17 protein-coding genes and 1 pseudogene are annotated in these 16,888 nt (G+C 39.5%); 1 reads left to right on the top strand and 17 read right to left on the bottom strand.

Translation table 11 applies throughout. The features are described from left to right. Positions 1 to 9: 9 nt before the first annotated feature. The 17 genes and pseudogenes from P164_RS05265 to P164_RS05335 form a co-directional block, all read right to left on the bottom strand. Complete coding sequence (locus P164_RS05265) at positions 10 to 858, bottom strand: universal stress protein (protein WP_028375407.1); 849 nt, start codon at positions 856 to 858, stop codon at positions 10 to 12. 183 nt (positions 859 to 1,041) lie between these two features. Next, positions 1,042 to 1,875, bottom strand: coding sequence for a universal stress protein (locus P164_RS05270; RefSeq protein ID WP_028375408.1), 834 nt, complete (start codon positions 1,873 to 1,875; stop codon positions 1,042 to 1,044). A 205-nt stretch (positions 1,876 to 2,080) separates the two neighbouring features. Continuing rightward, on the bottom strand, positions 2,081 to 3,181 hold the full coding sequence (locus P164_RS19130) for a cation-translocating P-type ATPase (protein ID WP_316930197.1): 1,101 nt from the start codon (positions 3,179 to 3,181) through the stop codon (positions 2,081 to 2,083). After that, positions 3,082 to 4,617, bottom strand: a complete 1,536-nt coding sequence (locus P164_RS19135; RefSeq protein ID WP_316930183.1) for an HAD-IC family P-type ATPase — start codon at positions 4,615 to 4,617, stop codon at positions 3,082 to 3,084. Before P164_RS19135 ends, P164_RS19130 begins: the two co-directional genes overlap by 100 nt. A 211-nt stretch (positions 4,618 to 4,828) precedes the next feature. Then, on the bottom strand, positions 4,829 to 7,216 hold the full coding sequence (locus P164_RS05280) for a phosphoketolase (protein ID WP_051621221.1): 2,388 nt from the start codon (positions 7,214 to 7,216) through the stop codon (positions 4,829 to 4,831). 124 nt (positions 7,217 to 7,340) lie between these two features. After that, a pseudogene (locus P164_RS05285) lies at positions 7,341 to 7,997 on the bottom strand (F0F1 ATP synthase subunit gamma); the annotation flags it as partial. An 11-nt stretch (positions 7,998 to 8,008) separates the two neighbouring features. After that, a complete protein-coding gene (locus P164_RS18795) occupies positions 8,009 to 8,221 on the bottom strand; it encodes a F0F1 ATP synthase subunit gamma (protein ID WP_199907771.1) in 213 nt (70 codons plus the stop codon). Beyond that, a complete protein-coding gene (locus tag P164_RS05290; protein WP_028375410.1) occupies positions 8,221 to 9,738 on the bottom strand; it encodes an alternate F1F0 ATPase, F1 subunit alpha in 1,518 nt (505 codons plus the stop codon). The genes P164_RS18795 and P164_RS05290 overlap by 1 nt, the downstream gene beginning before the upstream one ends. Before the next feature lies 1 nt (position 9,739). After that, positions 9,740 to 10,537: a hypothetical protein gene (locus tag P164_RS05295; protein WP_035899357.1), complete on the bottom strand. Its 798-nt coding sequence runs from the start codon at positions 10,535 to 10,537 to the stop codon at positions 9,740 to 9,742. Between the two features lie 2 nt (positions 10,538 to 10,539). Then, positions 10,540 to 10,809 (bottom strand): F0F1 ATP synthase subunit C, encoded by a 270-nt coding sequence (locus P164_RS05300; RefSeq protein WP_028375411.1) that lies wholly within the window; start codon positions 10,807 to 10,809, stop codon positions 10,540 to 10,542. A gap of 10 nt (positions 10,810 to 10,819) precedes the next feature. After that, positions 10,820 to 11,521 carry a F0F1 ATP synthase subunit A gene (locus P164_RS05305; protein WP_028375412.1) on the bottom strand — a complete coding sequence of 234 codons (702 nt, stop codon included), beginning with the start codon at positions 11,519 to 11,521 and terminating at the stop codon, positions 10,820 to 10,822. Continuing rightward, a complete protein-coding gene (locus P164_RS05310; RefSeq protein ID WP_199907772.1) occupies positions 11,511 to 11,828 on the bottom strand; it encodes an ATP synthase subunit I in 318 nt (105 codons plus the stop codon). Before P164_RS05310 ends, P164_RS05305 begins: the two co-directional genes overlap by 11 nt. Then, positions 11,818 to 12,177, bottom strand: coding sequence for an AtpZ/AtpI family protein (locus P164_RS05315; protein ID WP_234405818.1), 360 nt, complete (start codon positions 12,175 to 12,177; stop codon positions 11,818 to 11,820). Before P164_RS05315 ends, P164_RS05310 begins: the two co-directional genes overlap by 11 nt. Continuing rightward, positions 12,143 to 12,532 carry a F0F1 ATP synthase subunit epsilon gene (locus tag P164_RS05320; RefSeq protein ID WP_028375415.1) on the bottom strand — a complete coding sequence of 130 codons (390 nt, stop codon included), beginning with the start codon at positions 12,530 to 12,532 and terminating at the stop codon, positions 12,143 to 12,145. Before P164_RS05320 ends, P164_RS05315 begins: the two co-directional genes overlap by 35 nt. Positions 12,533 to 12,545: 13 nt before the next feature. Further along, the gene (gene atpD / locus P164_RS05325; RefSeq protein ID WP_035899359.1) at positions 12,546 to 14,060 is read right to left on the bottom strand and encodes a F0F1 ATP synthase subunit beta; all 1,515 of its coding nucleotides are present in this window, start codon (positions 14,058 to 14,060) and stop codon (positions 12,546 to 12,548) included. 23 nt (positions 14,061 to 14,083) lie between these two features. Continuing rightward, a complete protein-coding gene (locus P164_RS05330) occupies positions 14,084 to 14,296 on the bottom strand; it encodes an SHOCT domain-containing protein (RefSeq protein ID WP_028375417.1) in 213 nt (70 codons plus the stop codon). Between the two features lie 297 nt (positions 14,297 to 14,593). Continuing rightward, positions 14,594 to 15,154: a helix-turn-helix domain-containing protein gene (locus P164_RS05335; RefSeq protein ID WP_028375418.1), complete on the bottom strand. Its 561-nt coding sequence runs from the start codon at positions 15,152 to 15,154 to the stop codon at positions 14,594 to 14,596. 267 nt (positions 15,155 to 15,421) lie between these two features. Between P164_RS05335 and P164_RS05340 the strand changes: the two genes are divergently transcribed. Next, a complete protein-coding gene (locus P164_RS05340) occupies positions 15,422 to 16,882 on the top strand; it encodes a glycoside hydrolase family 130 protein (protein WP_028375419.1) in 1,461 nt (486 codons plus the stop codon). The last annotated feature ends 6 nt before the right edge of the window (positions 16,883 to 16,888 follow it).

A 16,888-nucleotide genomic window follows, 5' to 3' on the forward strand; every position in this document is an offset into this window, starting at 1 on the left:
TACTTGTTTTTAATAGCGTTGTATATTTTGAAGTACCAAAAAGGGAATTTTTATGTGAAGTCCTATTTTTTCTATCGTCGAAGTATATAGAAGATTTTCTAGGTAAGAATGACGTGAATTAACCATCACTAAAAAATCTACTTTATAATCTATAAGCGCTTTGTTAATGGTTTCTGTTATATCGTTTCCTTTTGCGGTAATAAATAAAGTCTCATTCTTTTTAAATTCAAACTTTAGAAAATTCATATTATCCTGTTGTCTAACAGACTGGTTTTCAAAATCAGAAATATGTAAACTCGTGATTATAGCCGTAATGCGTTGTGCAAGTGTAGCGACAAGCTTTAATTCTCGTTTTTTATAAGGCAGCATATAATCTGAAACAAACAGTATATTTTTAGGATGAATCTCTTTATACAAATTTGGAACCACTAAAACCGGACACTTTATATACCGTATAACTTGCAGCGTATTGCTGCCATACGTGATTTGCCTATTATTTGTTTCTCCCAGTGTTCCCATAGCAACCAGATCTATATTCTCGCTTTCTACTAAATCATTAACCGCATCTACTAAAAAGCCAAATACCGAAAGGACGTGAATCTCATGTTTAGGATTATGAAAATGAGTGACCAGTACAGATTTAAATTCTTTTAATTGTGTATCTGATTTTCTTTTAAATGCATCTTTATGCTCGTCGAATGTTAGGTTTTCATTAGATTCAATGCTTGCGTATGCTTTCTCTGCAAAGGCGTGAACAAAATAAAGCTCGCAAGTAAAAAACTTAAAAAGTTCTAACGTGTATTTTGCTGCATTAAGCGCATTTTCTGAAAAGTCTGTGGGAATTAATATTTTTCTCATCCTTGTTTACATTAATAATTAAATGTAACAGGATCTCTTTACAAGTAAAATGACATTTATCAGGTTATCAGATTATATTTATTCTTCGTGTAATTAGGTCTATACGATTTCAATTTTTAGACCTGAATAAAATCAGGAAGAATGCATTTTTCCTGACCTATACACTTAATTTTTAGAGTTTAGCTATACCTTAAAAGTCATAATAGGAAAGTTACTGTGGTTTACAAAGGCATCACTATAGTTTTCTGAAAAGAAGTGAGCCAGGCCTTTTCTGCCGTGCGTGGGTATAGCAATCATATCTGCTTCTACTTGATTACAATAAGTATAAATACCTTCTTCTAAACTATAATCGTTATAATAAACAACTTTATCAAAAACACGGGTATTCTCTAAATCACTGTGAAGCATAAATTTAAGAGCCCGACCTTCCATCTCCTGACTGCTTAAAAATTTCTTGGGAGTATTAATAAATACAACTTGAAATTCTATTTCTAAATTTTTAAAAAAATTAACGGCACGCTTAAAGGGCTCTACAAAATCAATATCAAAATCACAAGCAAAGACCACTTTTTTGAGATTAAATTCATTAATATTTTTTTTAATAACAAGTACGGGTATATCTACTGTACGTACTACTTTTTCGGTATTAGAACCTACAAAAACCTCATCAAGACCACTTACACCATGAGAGCCCATAACTATTAAATCTGCATTAAACTCTTGAGCGACATCATTAATTTTATATAAATTATCAAAGTTTTGTACGGTGGTCTCAACCTCAAGTCCCTTTAGATAATCCCGGGTTAAAAATTCTTTAAACTTTTTTGCAGCAAGCTTCACATAAAACATTCCCTCCAATTGTTCTTCAGACTCATTTTTAGATAAAATAGCTTTTGATAAACCAATCATATGTAAAACTACAAGCGAGGCTTTGTATTTTTTAGCAAGAATCGCAGCGGTTCTAAGGGCATATTCTGAGTGCTCAGAAAAGTCTATAGGAATGAGTATTTTTTTCATGGTGAAAGTGTTTTAGTTATTAATTTAAAAGTTCTCATTGGTTATAAGAACTTAAAATTAAAGATCAACACAGAGATGAACTATGATAAAAGTCATCTAATAAAACTAGACCTAATGGAGCTTTTTCTATGTAATTCTTTAAAAGTAAAACCTTATTAATTGAAAACACAAATCGTTTCTTCCATTGAAAAAACTCGTATATTAATTAGAGTAAATGAATTTTTTCTAAGGCAGCTGCTTTTCGATTTTCTTTTACACGTTTCTGCCACTTCACAAGTTCATACCAGATTACGGAAAGAATACCTGCTGCACAGCACATAGATAGCTGTTGTAATTCCAGCGTTTCAAATTGAAAGAAAGACGATATAGGTTTAACGTAAAGTAAAATTCCCGTTATGCTAATCGTAACTCCAACTATAAGAAATACCAGATCATTTTTATATTTAGAAGTGGTTAAAATCGAAAAGAAAAAAGATCTGTTAACTAGAGTCAATACGATGTTTGCTGTAATGAGAACTGTAAAAACCATAGTTCTGGTAAGTGCCTCACTATAACCTTGATCTACTGCGTAAGTATAAATAAGTAAACTTCCTAAGGTGATAACTAAGCCCTGAATGATACTTGTTGCAAGTTCATTTATATTGAAAAAAGTACTGCTAAAAGGACGCGGCTTTTGAAACATACTGTTTTTTTCAATAGGCTCATTTTCATAGATAATAGAACAGGTAGGCCCCATAATTAGTTCCATAAAAATAATATGTATAGGAGAAAAAATATTAGGATAAATCCACCCCAGAGCAAGCGGAAGAAAAACGGTTAAAATTATGGGTATATGAATAGAAATAATGTATTGGATTGCCTTTTTAAGATTTGCGTAAATTCGGCGCCCCATTGCTACGGCATCTACCATTTTAGAAAGATCATCATCTTTAAGAATTAAAGAGGCTGCCTGTTTAGCAATCTCAGTACCTTTGGTCCCCATAGCAATGCCTATATGAGCTGCTTTAAGCGCAGGACCGTCATTGACACCATCACCCACCATCGCAACGATCTCACCATTACTTTTAAACGCTTCAATCACCTTTAACTTTGCCTCCGGAAACATGCGGGTATAAACATTGGTATCTTTAACGATTTTTAGAATTTCACCGTCAGATAACTTCAGTAATTCTAAACCTGAAATACTTTTCTCAAAACCTCTAAATCCTATTTGTTTAGCAATGGCAGCCGTGGTTGTTGCATTATCACCTGTAATAATTTTAACAGCGATCCCCGCTGTATAAAAGGCTTCCAGTACATTTGATATGTTTTTCTTTGGCGGATCGTAAAATGCCACAATACCTTTAAATGTAAACTGAAACTCTTGTTGCTTACAGGATAATTAGTTCCTTCAAAGTGAGCTTCCCCTACTCCTAATACTCTAAAACCCTCTGCTGTTATAATTGCTAGTGCTTCTTCAATTTGTTTTTTATCAGCATCTTTTAATGTAGCAACCTGCATCATAGCTTCGGGAGCGCCTTTTGCAGCTACTATTCGGTTTCCGGAAGCATCTTCAAAAATGTGTGTCATCATAGGAGGTTTACCTCCTAACGGATATTCATGAACCATCTTAAACGAAGTGCGTTCATCTATAGAAGTTGTTTCTTTATAAACCTTGTGAAGTGCAATTTCCATAGGGTCAAAAGGAATAGGCTCACTAGCCCACATAGCTAATCGTATGAGTTCTTTCGCATCGTCTGTAGTGATTTTATTGGGATCAGATAGTTTGCCCGAAGCGAGGGTAAACAGTTTTGCCAGACTCATTTTATTCTGGGTAATCGTTCCGGTTTTGTCAGTACATATTACAGTAGCGCTGCCTAAAGTTTCTACTGTTTTCATCTGTTTTACAATAATTCCCATTTTCATCAGACGCCAGGCGCCAAGGGCCATAAATGTGGTAAATGCTACGGGAATTTCTTCCGGTAGTATACTCATTGCCAGAGTTAAGGCTTTTAATAAGCTTGAAGAAAAACTATGAGAATCGAGATAATTAATTACCCAAACAATAAGAAAAATAAGCGCACCCGCAATAACCATTTTCTTTACAAAACTGTTAATCTGTCGTTCGAGTGGTGTTTTTTCTTCGGTTATATTTTCAAGACTCTTACCTATTTTACCCAGCCTGGTTGCGTTTCCAATAGCAGTGATTTTTATAATTGCTAACCCACTGATTACAGTGGTGCCTCTAAAAACCAGGTTTTTATCTTCACCAGTATCTTTACTTACAGATAACGATTCTCCAGTAAGAATAGACTCGTCTACCGTAAAGTCATTTGAGTGTATAATTTTACCATCTGCAGCCACGGCAGTGCCTTCTTCTATGATGAGACAATCACCTAAAACAAGATCTTCACTTTTAACTTCCTGAGTCTCCCCGTTACGTATAACGTTGCAGGTGGGTTGTGTAAGATCTTTTAATTTTTCAAGTGCATTTCTACTTCGGGAATCCTGATACAATGATATGCCGGCAACTAAAATAATAGCTGCGGCCATAAAGATACCATCGCCCGTATTACCGCTAATAAAATAGATAGAAGATGTCGCGAGTAGCAAAATAATCATGGGTTCTTTTACGATGCTTTTTACGGCATCAACAAAGCCATTTTCTTTCCTATATGCTAATCGGTTATTTCCACTATTCTTGCGGGATTCAAGAACCTCATAATCTGATAAACCTTTAATATTAAAATTATTAGTAAGCATACATAAAGTTATACCTTAATTTTTGTGAACTCTTAATATTTTAAATTTTTTGAATGTTCTACACAAAAAATTTGACCAATTGAGATTAAATGGAAGTTTTCAAATATGCCTTCTCGTATTCAAATCTTAGTCTTAGGATATTATGTTATAGATTCCTTGTGTTTGCTACCGGCGAAGAGTAATCGTATTGTCTTCTTTATATACAAATTGTCTAGTTCTTTTTCCATTTCCAATTGCGGATTTCAGGTAAGTCTTCCCCGTGTTCAATAATATAGGCGCTGTGCTTAACCAGTTTTTCCTGTAACATCATTTTTAAGGCTTCCCCTTTTTCACCCAACTCAGGCAAACGATCTACCACGTCGATAGCCAGATGAAACCGGTCTAAATCGTTAGCCACTAGATTGTCAAAAAATGTCGTGATAGTACCTTCTTCTTTATACCCTCTTACATGCATATTGGCATGGTTTGTACGGCGATAGGTAAGTGTATGTACGAGTTTAGGATAGCCGTGAAAAGCAAACACAATAGGTTTGTCTGCAGTAAAATAGCCATCAAACTCCTTATCAGTCAATCCGTGAGGATGCTCGGTATTTGACTCTAATTTCATCAAATCGACTATGTTTACCACTCTTACATTGACCTCAGGCAAGTACTCTCTCAAAATAGAAACAGCTGCAAGCGACTCTAGTGTGGGCACATCCCCACAGCTTGCCATCACCACATCAGGATTTGTACCGTGGTAGGTACTCGCCCACGTCCAAACGCTGATACCGCGCGTACAATGTGCTATAGCGTCTTCCATATTTAACCACTGCGGAGCCAGATATTTACCTGCAATAATCACATTTACATAGTGACGGCTTCTTAAGCAATGATCGGTTACAGAAAGTAAGCAGTTTGCATCAGGCGGAAGATATACCCTTGCTATTGATGCTTTTTTATTGACCACATGGTCAATAAAACCGGGATCCTGATGGGTATCTCCATTATGTGCTTGCTGCCACACATGTGAGGCCAGCAAGTAGTTTAAGGAAGCTATTTTCTTTCTCCAAGGGATTCGTGCACTCACTTTTAACCACTTTGCGTGCTGATTAAACATGGAATCAACTATATGAATAAAGGCTTCATAACTCGTAAATAGCCCGTGTCTTCCGGTAAGTAAATAGCCCTCTAACCAACCTTCACATTGATGTTCGCTTAGCATTTCCATCGCGCTCCCCTGTAAAGCAAGAAACTCATCATTTGCTTTGGTTTCTGATTCCCATTGCCGGTCTGTTTCTTGAAAAACAGCGTTCAATCGGTTTGAAAGAATTTCATCTGGTCCAAAAATCCGGAAATTCCGTTGCTCCTGATTGTGTTTAACTATATCTCTCAAAAAGATCCCCATTTGGTGCGTATCTGAAGCTTTTACAGATCCCGGGGTGTGCGTTTCAACCGCATATTTTCTAAAATCTGGCATGACCAGTTTGCGCAATAATTTTCCTCCATTTGTATGTGGATTTGCACCCATTCTACGTTCGCCTCTTGGTGCAAGCGCAGCTAACTCAGGTACAAGTTTCCCTTCTTCTGTAAAGAGTTCTTCAGGTTTGTAACTTTTCATCCACTCTTCGAGTACACTCAGATGTTGCGGATGCTCCCGATCTACCTGTAACGGTATTTGATGGGCTCTAAAGGTTCCTTCTATTTTATAACCGTCTACTACTTTAGGGCCGGTCCATCCTTTGGGAGATTTGAGTACAATCATTGGCCAGCGTGGTCTTTTGGTCGCTCCTTTACTGCGAGCATCAGTTCGAATTTGCTGAATTTCTTTCACCACCTCATCCAGAACTTCAGCCATCATCTGATGCATCAATTCGGGATTATCGCCTTCTACGAAATAAGGTTTCCAACCATAACCTTTAAGCAACTGCTTCAATTCTTTATGTGGAATTCTCGCTAGTATCGTTGGGCTGGCAATTTTATATCCGTTTAAATGCAGAATGGGTAAAACAGCACCATCTGTAACGGGATTCAGAAATTTATTGGAGTGCCATGCGGTCGCTAACGGGCCGGTTTCTGCCTCACCATCCCCTATAATACAAGACACGATAAGTTTAGGGTTGTCAAAGGCTGCGCCGAAAGCATGGCTTAAGGAATAGCCCAGTTCTCCTCCTTCGTGAATCGAACCCGGACAATCAGGAGATACATGACTTGGGATTCCTCCGGGATACGAAAACTGTGTAAATAGTTTTCTGAGTCCGGCCTCATCCTGACTAATATCCGGATAAACCTCAGTATACGTTCCTTCCAGATAGGTGTTTCCCACCAAAGCAGGACCCCCGTGACCGGGACCAGCAATGTAAAACATATCAAGATCGTATTCTTTTATAATTCTATTGAGATACACGTAGATAAAATTCTGACCGGGTGTGGTTCCCCAGTGACCCAGCAACATTTTTTTTACGTGAGCAAGTTCTAAGGGTTTTCTTAATAACGGATTCTCCCGTAAATAAAGTTGGCCTACAGAAAGGTAATTGGCAGCCCGCCAATACGCATTTATCTTACTTAGAAGTTCGGGAGACAATACTCCGGTTGCTGTATTAATCAATTCTGCTTCCATAGTTTATTGTTGAATATTAATGTTTTTAAGAATAAAAAAAGGTACCCTTTAAAAGTACCTGCGCTCTTATTCTATTTCGGCTAAACCTTGCATAAATCACACATCTGCACGTTGAAGGGAATTATTACTTTTTCAATGCTTCAAAGCCTGAAATCACATCAAACAATTCTTCGTCAATCGAGCTTTGGCGCAGGCGATGGTATTTTTTGTTAAGATCCTCGAGCAGATCACTGATGTTTTTTTCTGCGCGTTGCATCGCTTCTAACCGGCTTGCATTTTCACTAGCCAATGATTCTACACAAGCCTTGAATAACGAAGTAAATAGATAGCTTTTAATTAAAGCTGCAAGTGTGGGTTGTGCCGCTCCTGCAAGTTGCGGAAGTAATTTTGTAGGCCATTCGGTTTGCTGTAAGTTGTCCTTCCATTGTTGATCTAGCGGAAGAAAACGCTGCATTACCGGAGTATAACCTGAATCTGTTTTGGGTTTATTGTGGAAAATATAAAAGGCTGAAACATTCTCGTTATCCTGACTTTCCCGGCTTTGGTTTAAAATTTCAGTAATTAAAGGGGTAACCGCATTAATATCATTAGGAACTGGATAGATTTTTGAAGTATTGAAGCCCTCATCAGCCAACAACAGTTGCACCCGCTCACCCACTACCCAAATCTCTTTTTTACCCGGTAAATTCTCTAGGGATTCAGAAACAAATTTTGCCATAGAATCATTAAACTGCCCCACCAATCCCTGATCAGATCCAAAAACAATGGCGCAGATTTCTTCTTCTTTATTTTTTAGCCCTTTTGTTTTTCAATTGCCGCAATCTGCTCGGCTTTAAAATACCCAACAATCCCGAGAGCTATAGTATGGTAATAATCTGCAAGCGAACTTACAGCGGTCTCGTATTGAATAATATTTGAACCTGCCATCGCTTTCATCGCACTCACAACCGACTTTAAATCTTTGGCGCCTTCGGTCTTGTCGCGGAGGTTTTCTAACGTATCCATTAGGCTTCCGGTGTATCTAAAAAGGATTTCAATAGCGTTTTAGCAATTTTGAGAATCGCCTGGCTGTCTTCCTCGCTCAACTTTTCGTTAGAAGTAATGCGTTGTATAATTTCCTTCGGAAACGAATCCATATTATTCAGTAATACCTGCTCTGCTTCTTGAATCCTTTCGATGGCTATCGTATCTAAAAGTCCTGCTTTCAACGAAAGTAAAATCACGATTTGTTCAGAGACCGTCAATTGCTGAAGCTCTGGTTGTTTCAAACATTCACGAATGCGTTTCCCGTGGGCGATTGTCTTTTTAGTGCTCTCATCAAGTCGGGTTCCAAAGCGGGCGAAGGTTTCCAATTCTTCAAACTGAGCATACTCCAGTTTTAGTTTCGCGATAGCACTGTAGGCTGCCAATTGGGCCTTACCACCTACCCGGGAAACCGATTTACCCACATCTACCGCGGGCAACATACCCAACTCAAACAGCTTTGGCGATAAATAGATTTGCCCATCTGTTATCGAAATCAAATTCGTGGGAATGTATGCCGAAATATTCTGAGCTTCGGTTTCTATTATGGGCAAAGCCGTAAGCGAACCGCCTTTTAAATCAGCACTCAAATGCGTTGACCGCTCTAACAATCTGGAGTGGATGTAAAAAATATCACCCGGAAACGCTTCCCGTCCCGGAGGTCTTCTTAGTAATAAAGACAGTTCGCGATACGCGCGTGCATGATGCGTAAGGTCATCATAAACGATAAGCACATCGCGGCCTGCCTCCATAAAATATTCTGCAATACTGGTCGCTGCGTAAGGAGCGATATAGGAGATTCCGGGAGCATTATTCCCTTCTGCAACCACAACCACCGTGTATTCCATCGCACCATTTTCCTGCAGATTGGCAATCACTTTTGCGACAGCAGAAGCTCTTTGGCCGATAGCGCAATAAATACACAATACATCTTTATCATGCTGATTAAGGATCGTATCAATCGCAATGGCCGTCTTCCCGGTCTGGCGGTCGCCCACGATCAATTCGCGCTGGCCGCGGCCAATGGGAATCAACGCATCAATCACCTTAATACCTGTCTGTAACGGTACCGAAACCGCACTCCGATCCATTATCGCATGTGCCGGGCGCTCAATAGGCAAGCGTTGACTAAATCGCACCGCGCCTTTATCATCTACAGGCAGCCCCAGCGGATCAATCACTCTTCCTATAAATCCATCACCCACAGGAACATCCATCACGCGGCCGGTACGCTCGACCTCATCACCGGCTTTGAGTAACGAATCTTTACCTAAAAGAATCACGCCGATCTCGTCTTCATCAAGATTGTACGCAATACCAAAAATTCCGTTTTTAAATTTTAGCAATTCTTCAAAACCCACATTGGGTAAGCCGGAAACCGTGGCGATACCGGTAGACACGCTTGTCACCTTCCCAATTTCACGTGGCGTCAGCGGGAATTTGAAGTTCTCCATTCCTTCGGTAAACTGATCGGGTTGATTAAGGGTTTTGGTTTCCATATTAGTTAGGGATCGTTGCTGCTTTTTCCAATTCCGGTTTTGGCTTTGCTTTCGATGTTTCAGCAGTATGTTCTTCCAAAGCATGTATGTATTCCGAAAAACTCCACGCCAGTTTATAGCCGTTTGTAGAAAGTTCGATGCCGCTAATCAATTCGGGAGCCGTTTTAAATTCCAGTTTCGTTTCGGTATTCAAAACTTCATTAACTATCCTCTTTATGCTTGCCCGTTGCTCTTCAGCAAGATCAAAAGCAGAACACACTAAAAGCGAATCCTCTTTAGACTGAAACGCATCACGCAGTTGCTTTTTTTCGTCTTCTGTAGCCGATTTTAACCGTTGGATAAAGCTGTTTGCTGCCTGCTCTTCTAAGCTTACCGAAGCCATAGCAGTAAGGGCTTTACGCGTCATTGCAAAAACCTGATTTTGATTGTCGTGAGCGCGAGCCGTACGCTTTTTTTGCTGATCTTCTTGCGCTGCCTTTTCCATAGTCGTTCGCAGCGCATTGGCTTCGGTCTTGGCCGCAGTTATAAGCTGCTCTTTTTGAGTAGCGGCATCAGCCACTGCCTCTGCCATCAGGTTTTTCTTATGGGTATCAAAATCGTCATTCTTCTTTTTGAAATCGTCTTTCTCAAGTTGTGCAGACGCTTTTTGAGCATCGGCATCTTTCAGCTCATCAGTAATTTTTTTCTCCCGTGTATCTATGGCATTCAGTATGGGTTGGTACAAAAATTTCTTAAGTAACCACACTAAAATGAGGAAATTGAGTACTTGTGCTGCTACCGTAAACCAGTTGATTTTCATAATTAATTCGCGATAATATGATTCCAGAATGGGTTTGCAAACAAAAGAATCATCGCGACTACAAAGCAGTAAATCGCAGTAGACTCGATCATTGCAAGCCCTACAAAAAGAGTCCTGGTAATCGTTGAAGCTGCATCGGGCTGTTGGGCAATTGAGCTCAATGCCGTAGAAACGGCCTTGCCTTCACCCAGTGCCGGCATCATACACCCAACAGCAGTTGTGAGACCGGCAGTAATAATTGACGCAATGGCTATTGAAGTTGTACTGTCCATTTTTATAGATTTAGTTAGCGGTTAGTGTTTTTGGTGTCTTTTCTTTTTTGGTGTTCTGAACAGCCGCAGCGATGTAAACGGTAGCCAGAATACTGAAAATGTACGCTTGCACCGTGCCGGTGAGTAAGCCCAGCGCATTCATAATCACCGGGAAAATAAAGGGCGAAATGCTTAATAAAATGGCCACAATCATCCCGCCGCTCATAATATTCCCAAACAAGCGCACCGCAAGTGCCAGCGTGCGCGATACTTCACTTATGAGATTAAACGGAAGCATAATCCACGTGGGTTGCAAGTAGGATTTGAGATAGCCCAGAATTCCGGTCTTGCTGATCCCGTAAAACGGAACCGCCAAAAACACACACGCAGCCAAAGCTGCTGTGGTAGAAAGGGATGCCGTGGGCGGCGTATATCCCGGAAAAATAATACACACATTCGAAACACCAATAAACAAAAACAAAGTGCCTATAAAACCAATGTATTCCTGTGGGTTCTTCAACCCCACTTCTTCAATCTGATCGTTAATATTCGTTACAATCATTTCGACAAAACATTGCCAGCGCGAGATTTGAAGTCCGGTTTTTAATTTCCGTGTTACTAAAACCGAAGAACCTATCAAAAACAACATAATGCCCCAGGTCGTAACCAGCGTGAGGTTGATGGTGATAAAGCCATACTCCCAGAAAATCGTTTGATCGGGACTAAGCTCCATGGGTTTCTTCTTTTTCTAAAATTTCATGTTTGGCATCCCAGTTTTTGGTTGCGCGCATCACCAGATATCTGGCGGTTATAAATCCCAATAAGCACAATACCAGTCGTTGCCACGAGGTGCCACTCACAAAATAAAATCCGACTAAGGTTATGCTAGTGCGTAAAATAAAACTTCCAAAAATCCATAACTCCGGGATTCTCGCGTTAATCGATTTTCTAATGGTTAACCAGAGTCCACCAAAAAACAGCACGCCCAGCACCAACCCTGCGGTAAAACATAAAATCAGTATCAAGGTTTCATTCATCATCAACGTTTTTATCGTTATGTATTTCGCTATCTTCTTTTTGCACCCAGTACCAAGCAATGATGCCGCCGGTTATGACTCCAATAAACAGAAGCGTAAGCGTCCAGGAGAAAGATTGCGTATAATTTTTATCAAGCCACAATCCCAGAGCAGCCCCAATCACCGCAGGAACCGCAACAGACCAGCCGACCATCCCCATCATTCCCAAACCCGACCAAACACTGTTTTTCTTGTGCTGCGCCTTGAGCTTCCGCTTTTCTTTCTTAGCGATTTCTTCGCTAAAGGACTTGCGTTCACTACCCGGTTTGGTGCCCACTTTAATGATTTCTGAATTTATCAAAGCTGTATACAAAGCCCCGCTCCAGTTTGGCGATTACCGTTTGTGCTTCGCGTTGCTCCTCTTCTTTTTTGTTAAACTGCGATTTTATAAAATCGCCCAATGTTCCCAGATCAGTACCTCCAAAAGCATTGCGCACCGAAATCAAAACCTCATTTCCCGCTTTAACCATTACCCCTTCATCAACAGCCACATAATTCACTTTTCGGGTGGCCGTCTCATACGTCAAAATTCCCGGGATTAATGCTGCCACACAATCCAGACGGTTGGGTAACAACCCGTAGGCACCCTCACCGGTTTCCATCACGATGCTGCTTACATTTTGAATGTCTGCAAATAATTTATACGGAAGCAGGATTTTTAGGTTCATCTGTTTTAAGTTTTTATGCGTTTGCTACGGCTTCTTTTTCCATAGTTGACTTCTTCTTTTCCTCGTCTTTTTCTAAATCTTTAGGTTTATTTTCAGCATTCTCCCCGGGTTTAGGTTCCTCTTCCTTTTCAGGCATTTTAGCCTCATCGATAGTACCGATCATATAAAAAGCACTTTCCGGATAATCTTTAAATTCGTCTGCCAGAATACGCTCACAACCGTCTAAAGCATCTTGTAAAGGCACCTGCTTGCCTTGAATCCCACTGAATTGTTCTGTAGCTGAAAAAGGTTGGGTTAGAAAACGCTCCAATCTTCTCGCTCTATTCACCACCAAGCGGTCTTTAACCGACAATTGTTCCATCCCAAGCATCGAGATGATGTCTTTTAATTCTTCATACTGCGCCAGAGTTTCCCGTATTTGTTGCGAGAGATCATAATGTTTTTGACCTATAATGCCTGGGCTGGTCATCTTAGAATTGGACTGCAGTAAGTCAATCGACGGGTACAATCCTTCACTGGCTTTTTTTCGCGAAAGCGCAATAGATGCCGAAAGGTGTGAAAAGGTATGCACTGCCGCAGGATCTGTTAAGTCATCTGCCGGCACATAAACCGCCTGTATTGAGGTAATCGCACCAGTATTAGTATACGCGATCCGCTCTTCTAATTCGGCTAGCTCGGTACCCATTGTGGGTTGGTATCCCAATCGGGAAGGCATCTGCCCCATCAAACCGGAGACTTCCATCCCCGCCTGTATAAATCGAAAAATATTATCAATGAGCAACAACACATCACGTTTCTCCTCATCCCGAAAATATTCGGCCATGGTCAACGCGGCGTGCCCCACCCGGAAACGTGCCCCGGGCGGTTCATTCATCTGCCCAAAAAGCATTACCATATCTTTTAAAAGATCGGCCTCTTTCATCGCGTTGTACAACTCGTTTCCCTCGCGGCAACGTTCGCCAATACCGCAAAACATACTCAAGCCATGGTTATGCCCTACCATATTGTGAATGATTTCGGTCAACAAAATAGTTTTACCCACGCCCGCTCCGCCAAAAAGTCCGGCTTTGCCACCCCGTTCTAAAGGCACCAAAACATCAATCGCCTTAATTCCGGTTTCAAAAATTTCTGCCTTCACTGCTCTTTTTGAAAGTGGCGGTGGCGGCTGATGCACCTTGCGACGTTCGCCATCTTCAAGCGGATCAAGATGATCTATCGTGTTCCCAAAAACGTCAAACATTCTACCCAGAATGTGATTACCAATGGGTACAGTTAGTTCGCTTCCATCGGTTTGTACGCGCATGCCACGGGCAAGTCCCTGAGTGGGATTTAGCGCAATCCCCCGCACCGTAAATTCATCTAGTTGTGCTAAAACTTCAATGACAATCTCCTGTTCTTTTCCCGAATACAAAACCGTATACACGGCAGGTAAATTTGTTTCAAACCGCACATCAACCACACTCCCACGCACCGATCGAATCGTGCCGTATTGCATTTTTTCTGCGGAAGTGTTTGTGTTTTTATTCATTGCTGTTGCAAGATTGTGATTGATTACTGCAGGTGTTCTCTTAATTCTTCAAACTCTGCAATAGTAATTTCTCCCGATGCAAAGCGTTTTTTCAAAACATCAAGTGGAGTATCTTTTCGGCTGCGTTGACCAGGGACTTGGTAAGGTGTGGCAAACATCCACAGAAGTAGAATGATCCAGATAAACCACCAGATGACGTGCATTCCCCAAAAATAATAACCTTCGTACATATCCATAACAAGCTGTTTGAAGTTAAAATTGACTATATAAATTTCACTAATAAAGAGGATTTTGCAGTTACATAGTTTTGATAGAGAGTTACATGTATCCCACTTTTAAATAGTATTGCTCTAATTATTTTAAAAATATATTTAGATTTTTAAAATCATAAATAATTAGATAAATCGAATCAAAAAAAAACGGTGAGTGTTTTGGGCACTCACCGATTAAACCCAACATTATAACAGTGTTCATAACAGACTGTTAAATTTTTAATGCTCCAGCAAGCACTGTGTTTACTATTATTTATACCATTATTCGTGATTTAGATTCTCACGCTCTAGCGTAGTAAGAGATTTATAAAATGTAGGTGTCAAACCGGTTATCTGCTTAAATTGCTTAGAAAGGTGTGCTACCCCACAATAGTTCATTTTGTAAGAGATTTCAGTAAGGTTTAACTCATTGTAAACAAGCAGTTCTTTGATGCGTTCTACTTTATGAACTATAATAAAATGCTCAAGTGTGACACCTTTCATTTTTGAAAACAATAAAGCCATCTTATGATAGTCGAGTTGCATCTTTTCACTTAAAAATTTAGAAAAATTTACCTGCGGTAATTCATCAGAATAATTGACCATCTCAATTACCACTTTGATTATTTTTTCAATTAGAAGTGCTTTTTTATCATAAATAACCTCTAACCCAGATTTATGTAATTCTTCTTTTAATTTTAGCTTTAAAGCAGGCGTAATAGGTCTTACAAAATGCACTTCTCCCAGTTCTACAGAGGTATATGCAATACCAAGCCCATCAAGTACAGACTCAACCCTAATTTTACAGCGAAGACTTACCATATTTTGAATACGTACTTTCATGTTTTACAGTTTTTATAGGTTTACAATAGTATAAGTTTAAAGACACCTCAGGAAAACATTAGGGGGTAAGAGTTTAGTTAATAACTAGTTTCTCTACTCCTTCAGGATATTTTTAAAGTTGCACATTACAGATTAAAAAACCCTTGTATAACCTGTTAGAATACTTACATATATCACAGATTTTAGGCCTTTTTTCTTCTATAATTTACTTGATGTAACGGCACTTCCCGTGCAAATAGGCGTACCTTATAATCTATAAATAAGCCTATGAGAGTTTCTGTAGAACGTAAACGAATTAATTTTATGCCCGACTCTAGCCGGGTTGTCGCCCGTTTTTTTATGAATGGAGAATTACGTACTCAAAATTTAATAACGCGTATTCTGAAAATGAGCGATGATCAGGTACAGCAAGCTTTAGAACAAGTACTTCGAGAATTTGCAACCAGACATCGTAATATCTCGCAACTTTTTTTTAAACATTGTAATAGAGTACGTGGGATTATTGAAGGCATGGAAATTGATTTTGAAGCCCTCTCAGAAGATCAAAAACTCCTTATAGGTTCCTATTGTACTATGGAATATTCGCTAGAATCTGCGGCATTCTTTAATCCTTCAATTATCGAAGATTTTGATCAGTCTTATTTACAAAAGGGAGAAAAGCGGGTGATTATCTCATTTAGAGCTACCGGTGAAGGACATATCTCTTCGTTGGTTTTCCGTAGAGCGATAATAGATTCAAATCACGATATGCATCTCACTAAAATAGGAGACTATATAGATTTGGCTGAGATTTCTCATAAAAAGCTTTTTGATAAAAAACACTTTATAAAAAGACTGAAAGAAATGCATATTGATGAACAGCATTCAAGAAGTATCATGAATAGCCTTCCGAATAGATTTGAGTATTCTGCACTAAAAAATTCGATTTGCAGTTTGCTCGAAGATGATCAACTAAGTGCAGAACAACGCACAGCCTTTGAAGAAATGAAATGGCTTGTGGAGTCTTTTTACGATTTACAATTTCATAAAGATTCTGATATTACAGAACGTGTAATTTTTCCTATTGCAGAGTCTGAAAGCAATGGTATAGAAGATGCACGCCTTGTACGTTTTTGTGAAGATGATGAGACCACCGTTGTTTACGCTACGTATACTGCATATAACGGTCATACGATATTGCCTAAACTTATCGCTACCGAAGATTTTTACACCTTTCGCATTATGCCTCTGCGTGGCAATGATGCTCAGGGTAAAAACCTGGCCATGTTTCCTAAAAAAATCAATGGAAAATATGCCATGTTATCTAGAATTGACGGCGTAAATAATTACCTAATGTATTCTGAAAGTCCCATTTTGTGGAACAATCCACAATTAATTCAAGAACCCAAATTTCCCTGGGAATTTACACAAATTGGAAATTGTGGCTCCCCATTATGGACCGAAAAAGGATGGCTTATAATAACTCATGGTGTTGGCCCAATGCGTCGCTACAGTATAGGTGTTTCTATATTTAAACTCGAAGATCCTTCTATAGAACTAGGCAGGCTCGAAGAACCTTTAATGATGCCACTTGAAGAAGAGCGTAATGGGTATGTACCCAATGTGGTTTATTCCTGCGGGTCTATGATTCATAACAACAAACTCATTTTACCGTATGCGGTTTCAGATTATTCTTCAACCTACGCGGTGGTTGATCTTGAAGAATTATTTTCGGCTTTGCTGGATTAACTATAA

Source organism: Leeuwenhoekiella sp. MAR_2009_132 (assembly GCF_000687915.1).
Classification (GTDB): Bacteria; Bacteroidota; Bacteroidia; order Flavobacteriales; family Flavobacteriaceae; genus Leeuwenhoekiella.

What these genes read in the sequence shown, in the direction of transcription:
- P164_RS18795 (WP_199907771.1), bottom strand. Translation starts at nt 8,221, where the DNA reads ATGGATACGTTAGAAAACCTCCGCGACAAGACCGAAGGCGCCAAAGAT.
- atpD (WP_035899359.1), bottom strand. Translation starts at nt 14,060, where the DNA reads ATGAATAAAAACACAAACACTTCCGCAGAAAAAATGCAATACGGCACG.
- P164_RS05265 (WP_028375407.1), bottom strand. Translation starts at nt 858, where the DNA reads ATGAGAAAAATATTAATTCCCACAGACTTTTCAGAAAATGCGCTTAAT.
- P164_RS05320 (WP_028375415.1), bottom strand. Translation starts at nt 12,532, where the DNA reads ATGAACCTAAAAATCCTGCTTCCGTATAAATTATTTGCAGACATTCAA.
- P164_RS05330 (WP_028375417.1), bottom strand. Translation starts at nt 14,296, where the DNA reads ATGGATATGTACGAAGGTTATTATTTTTGGGGAATGCACGTCATCTGG.
- P164_RS05300 (WP_028375411.1), bottom strand. Translation starts at nt 10,809, where the DNA reads ATGGACAGTACAACTTCAATAGCCATTGCGTCAATTATTACTGCCGGT.
- P164_RS05305 (WP_028375412.1), bottom strand. Translation starts at nt 11,521, where the DNA reads ATGGAGCTTAGTCCCGATCAAACGATTTTCTGGGAGTATGGCTTTATC.
- P164_RS19135 (WP_316930183.1), bottom strand. Translation starts at nt 4,617, where the DNA reads ATGCTTACTAATAATTTTAATATTAAAGGTTTATCAGATTATGAGGTT.
- P164_RS05340 (WP_028375419.1), top strand. Translation starts at nt 15,422, where the DNA reads ATGAGAGTTTCTGTAGAACGTAAACGAATTAATTTTATGCCCGACTCT.
- P164_RS05295 (WP_035899357.1), bottom strand. Translation starts at nt 10,537, where the DNA reads ATGAAAATCAACTGGTTTACGGTAGCAGCACAAGTACTCAATTTCCTC.
- P164_RS05290 (WP_028375410.1), bottom strand. Translation starts at nt 9,738, where the DNA reads ATGGAAACCAAAACCCTTAATCAACCCGATCAGTTTACCGAAGGAATG.
- P164_RS05280 (WP_051621221.1), bottom strand. Translation starts at nt 7,216, where the DNA reads ATGGAAGCAGAATTGATTAATACAGCAACCGGAGTATTGTCTCCCGAA.
- P164_RS05270 (WP_028375408.1), bottom strand. Translation starts at nt 1,875, where the DNA reads ATGAAAAAAATACTCATTCCTATAGACTTTTCTGAGCACTCAGAATAT.
- P164_RS05310 (WP_199907772.1), bottom strand. Translation starts at nt 11,828, where the DNA reads ATGATGAATGAAACCTTGATACTGATTTTATGTTTTACCGCAGGGTTG.
- P164_RS05335 (WP_028375418.1), bottom strand. Translation starts at nt 15,154, where the DNA reads ATGAAAGTACGTATTCAAAATATGGTAAGTCTTCGCTGTAAAATTAGG.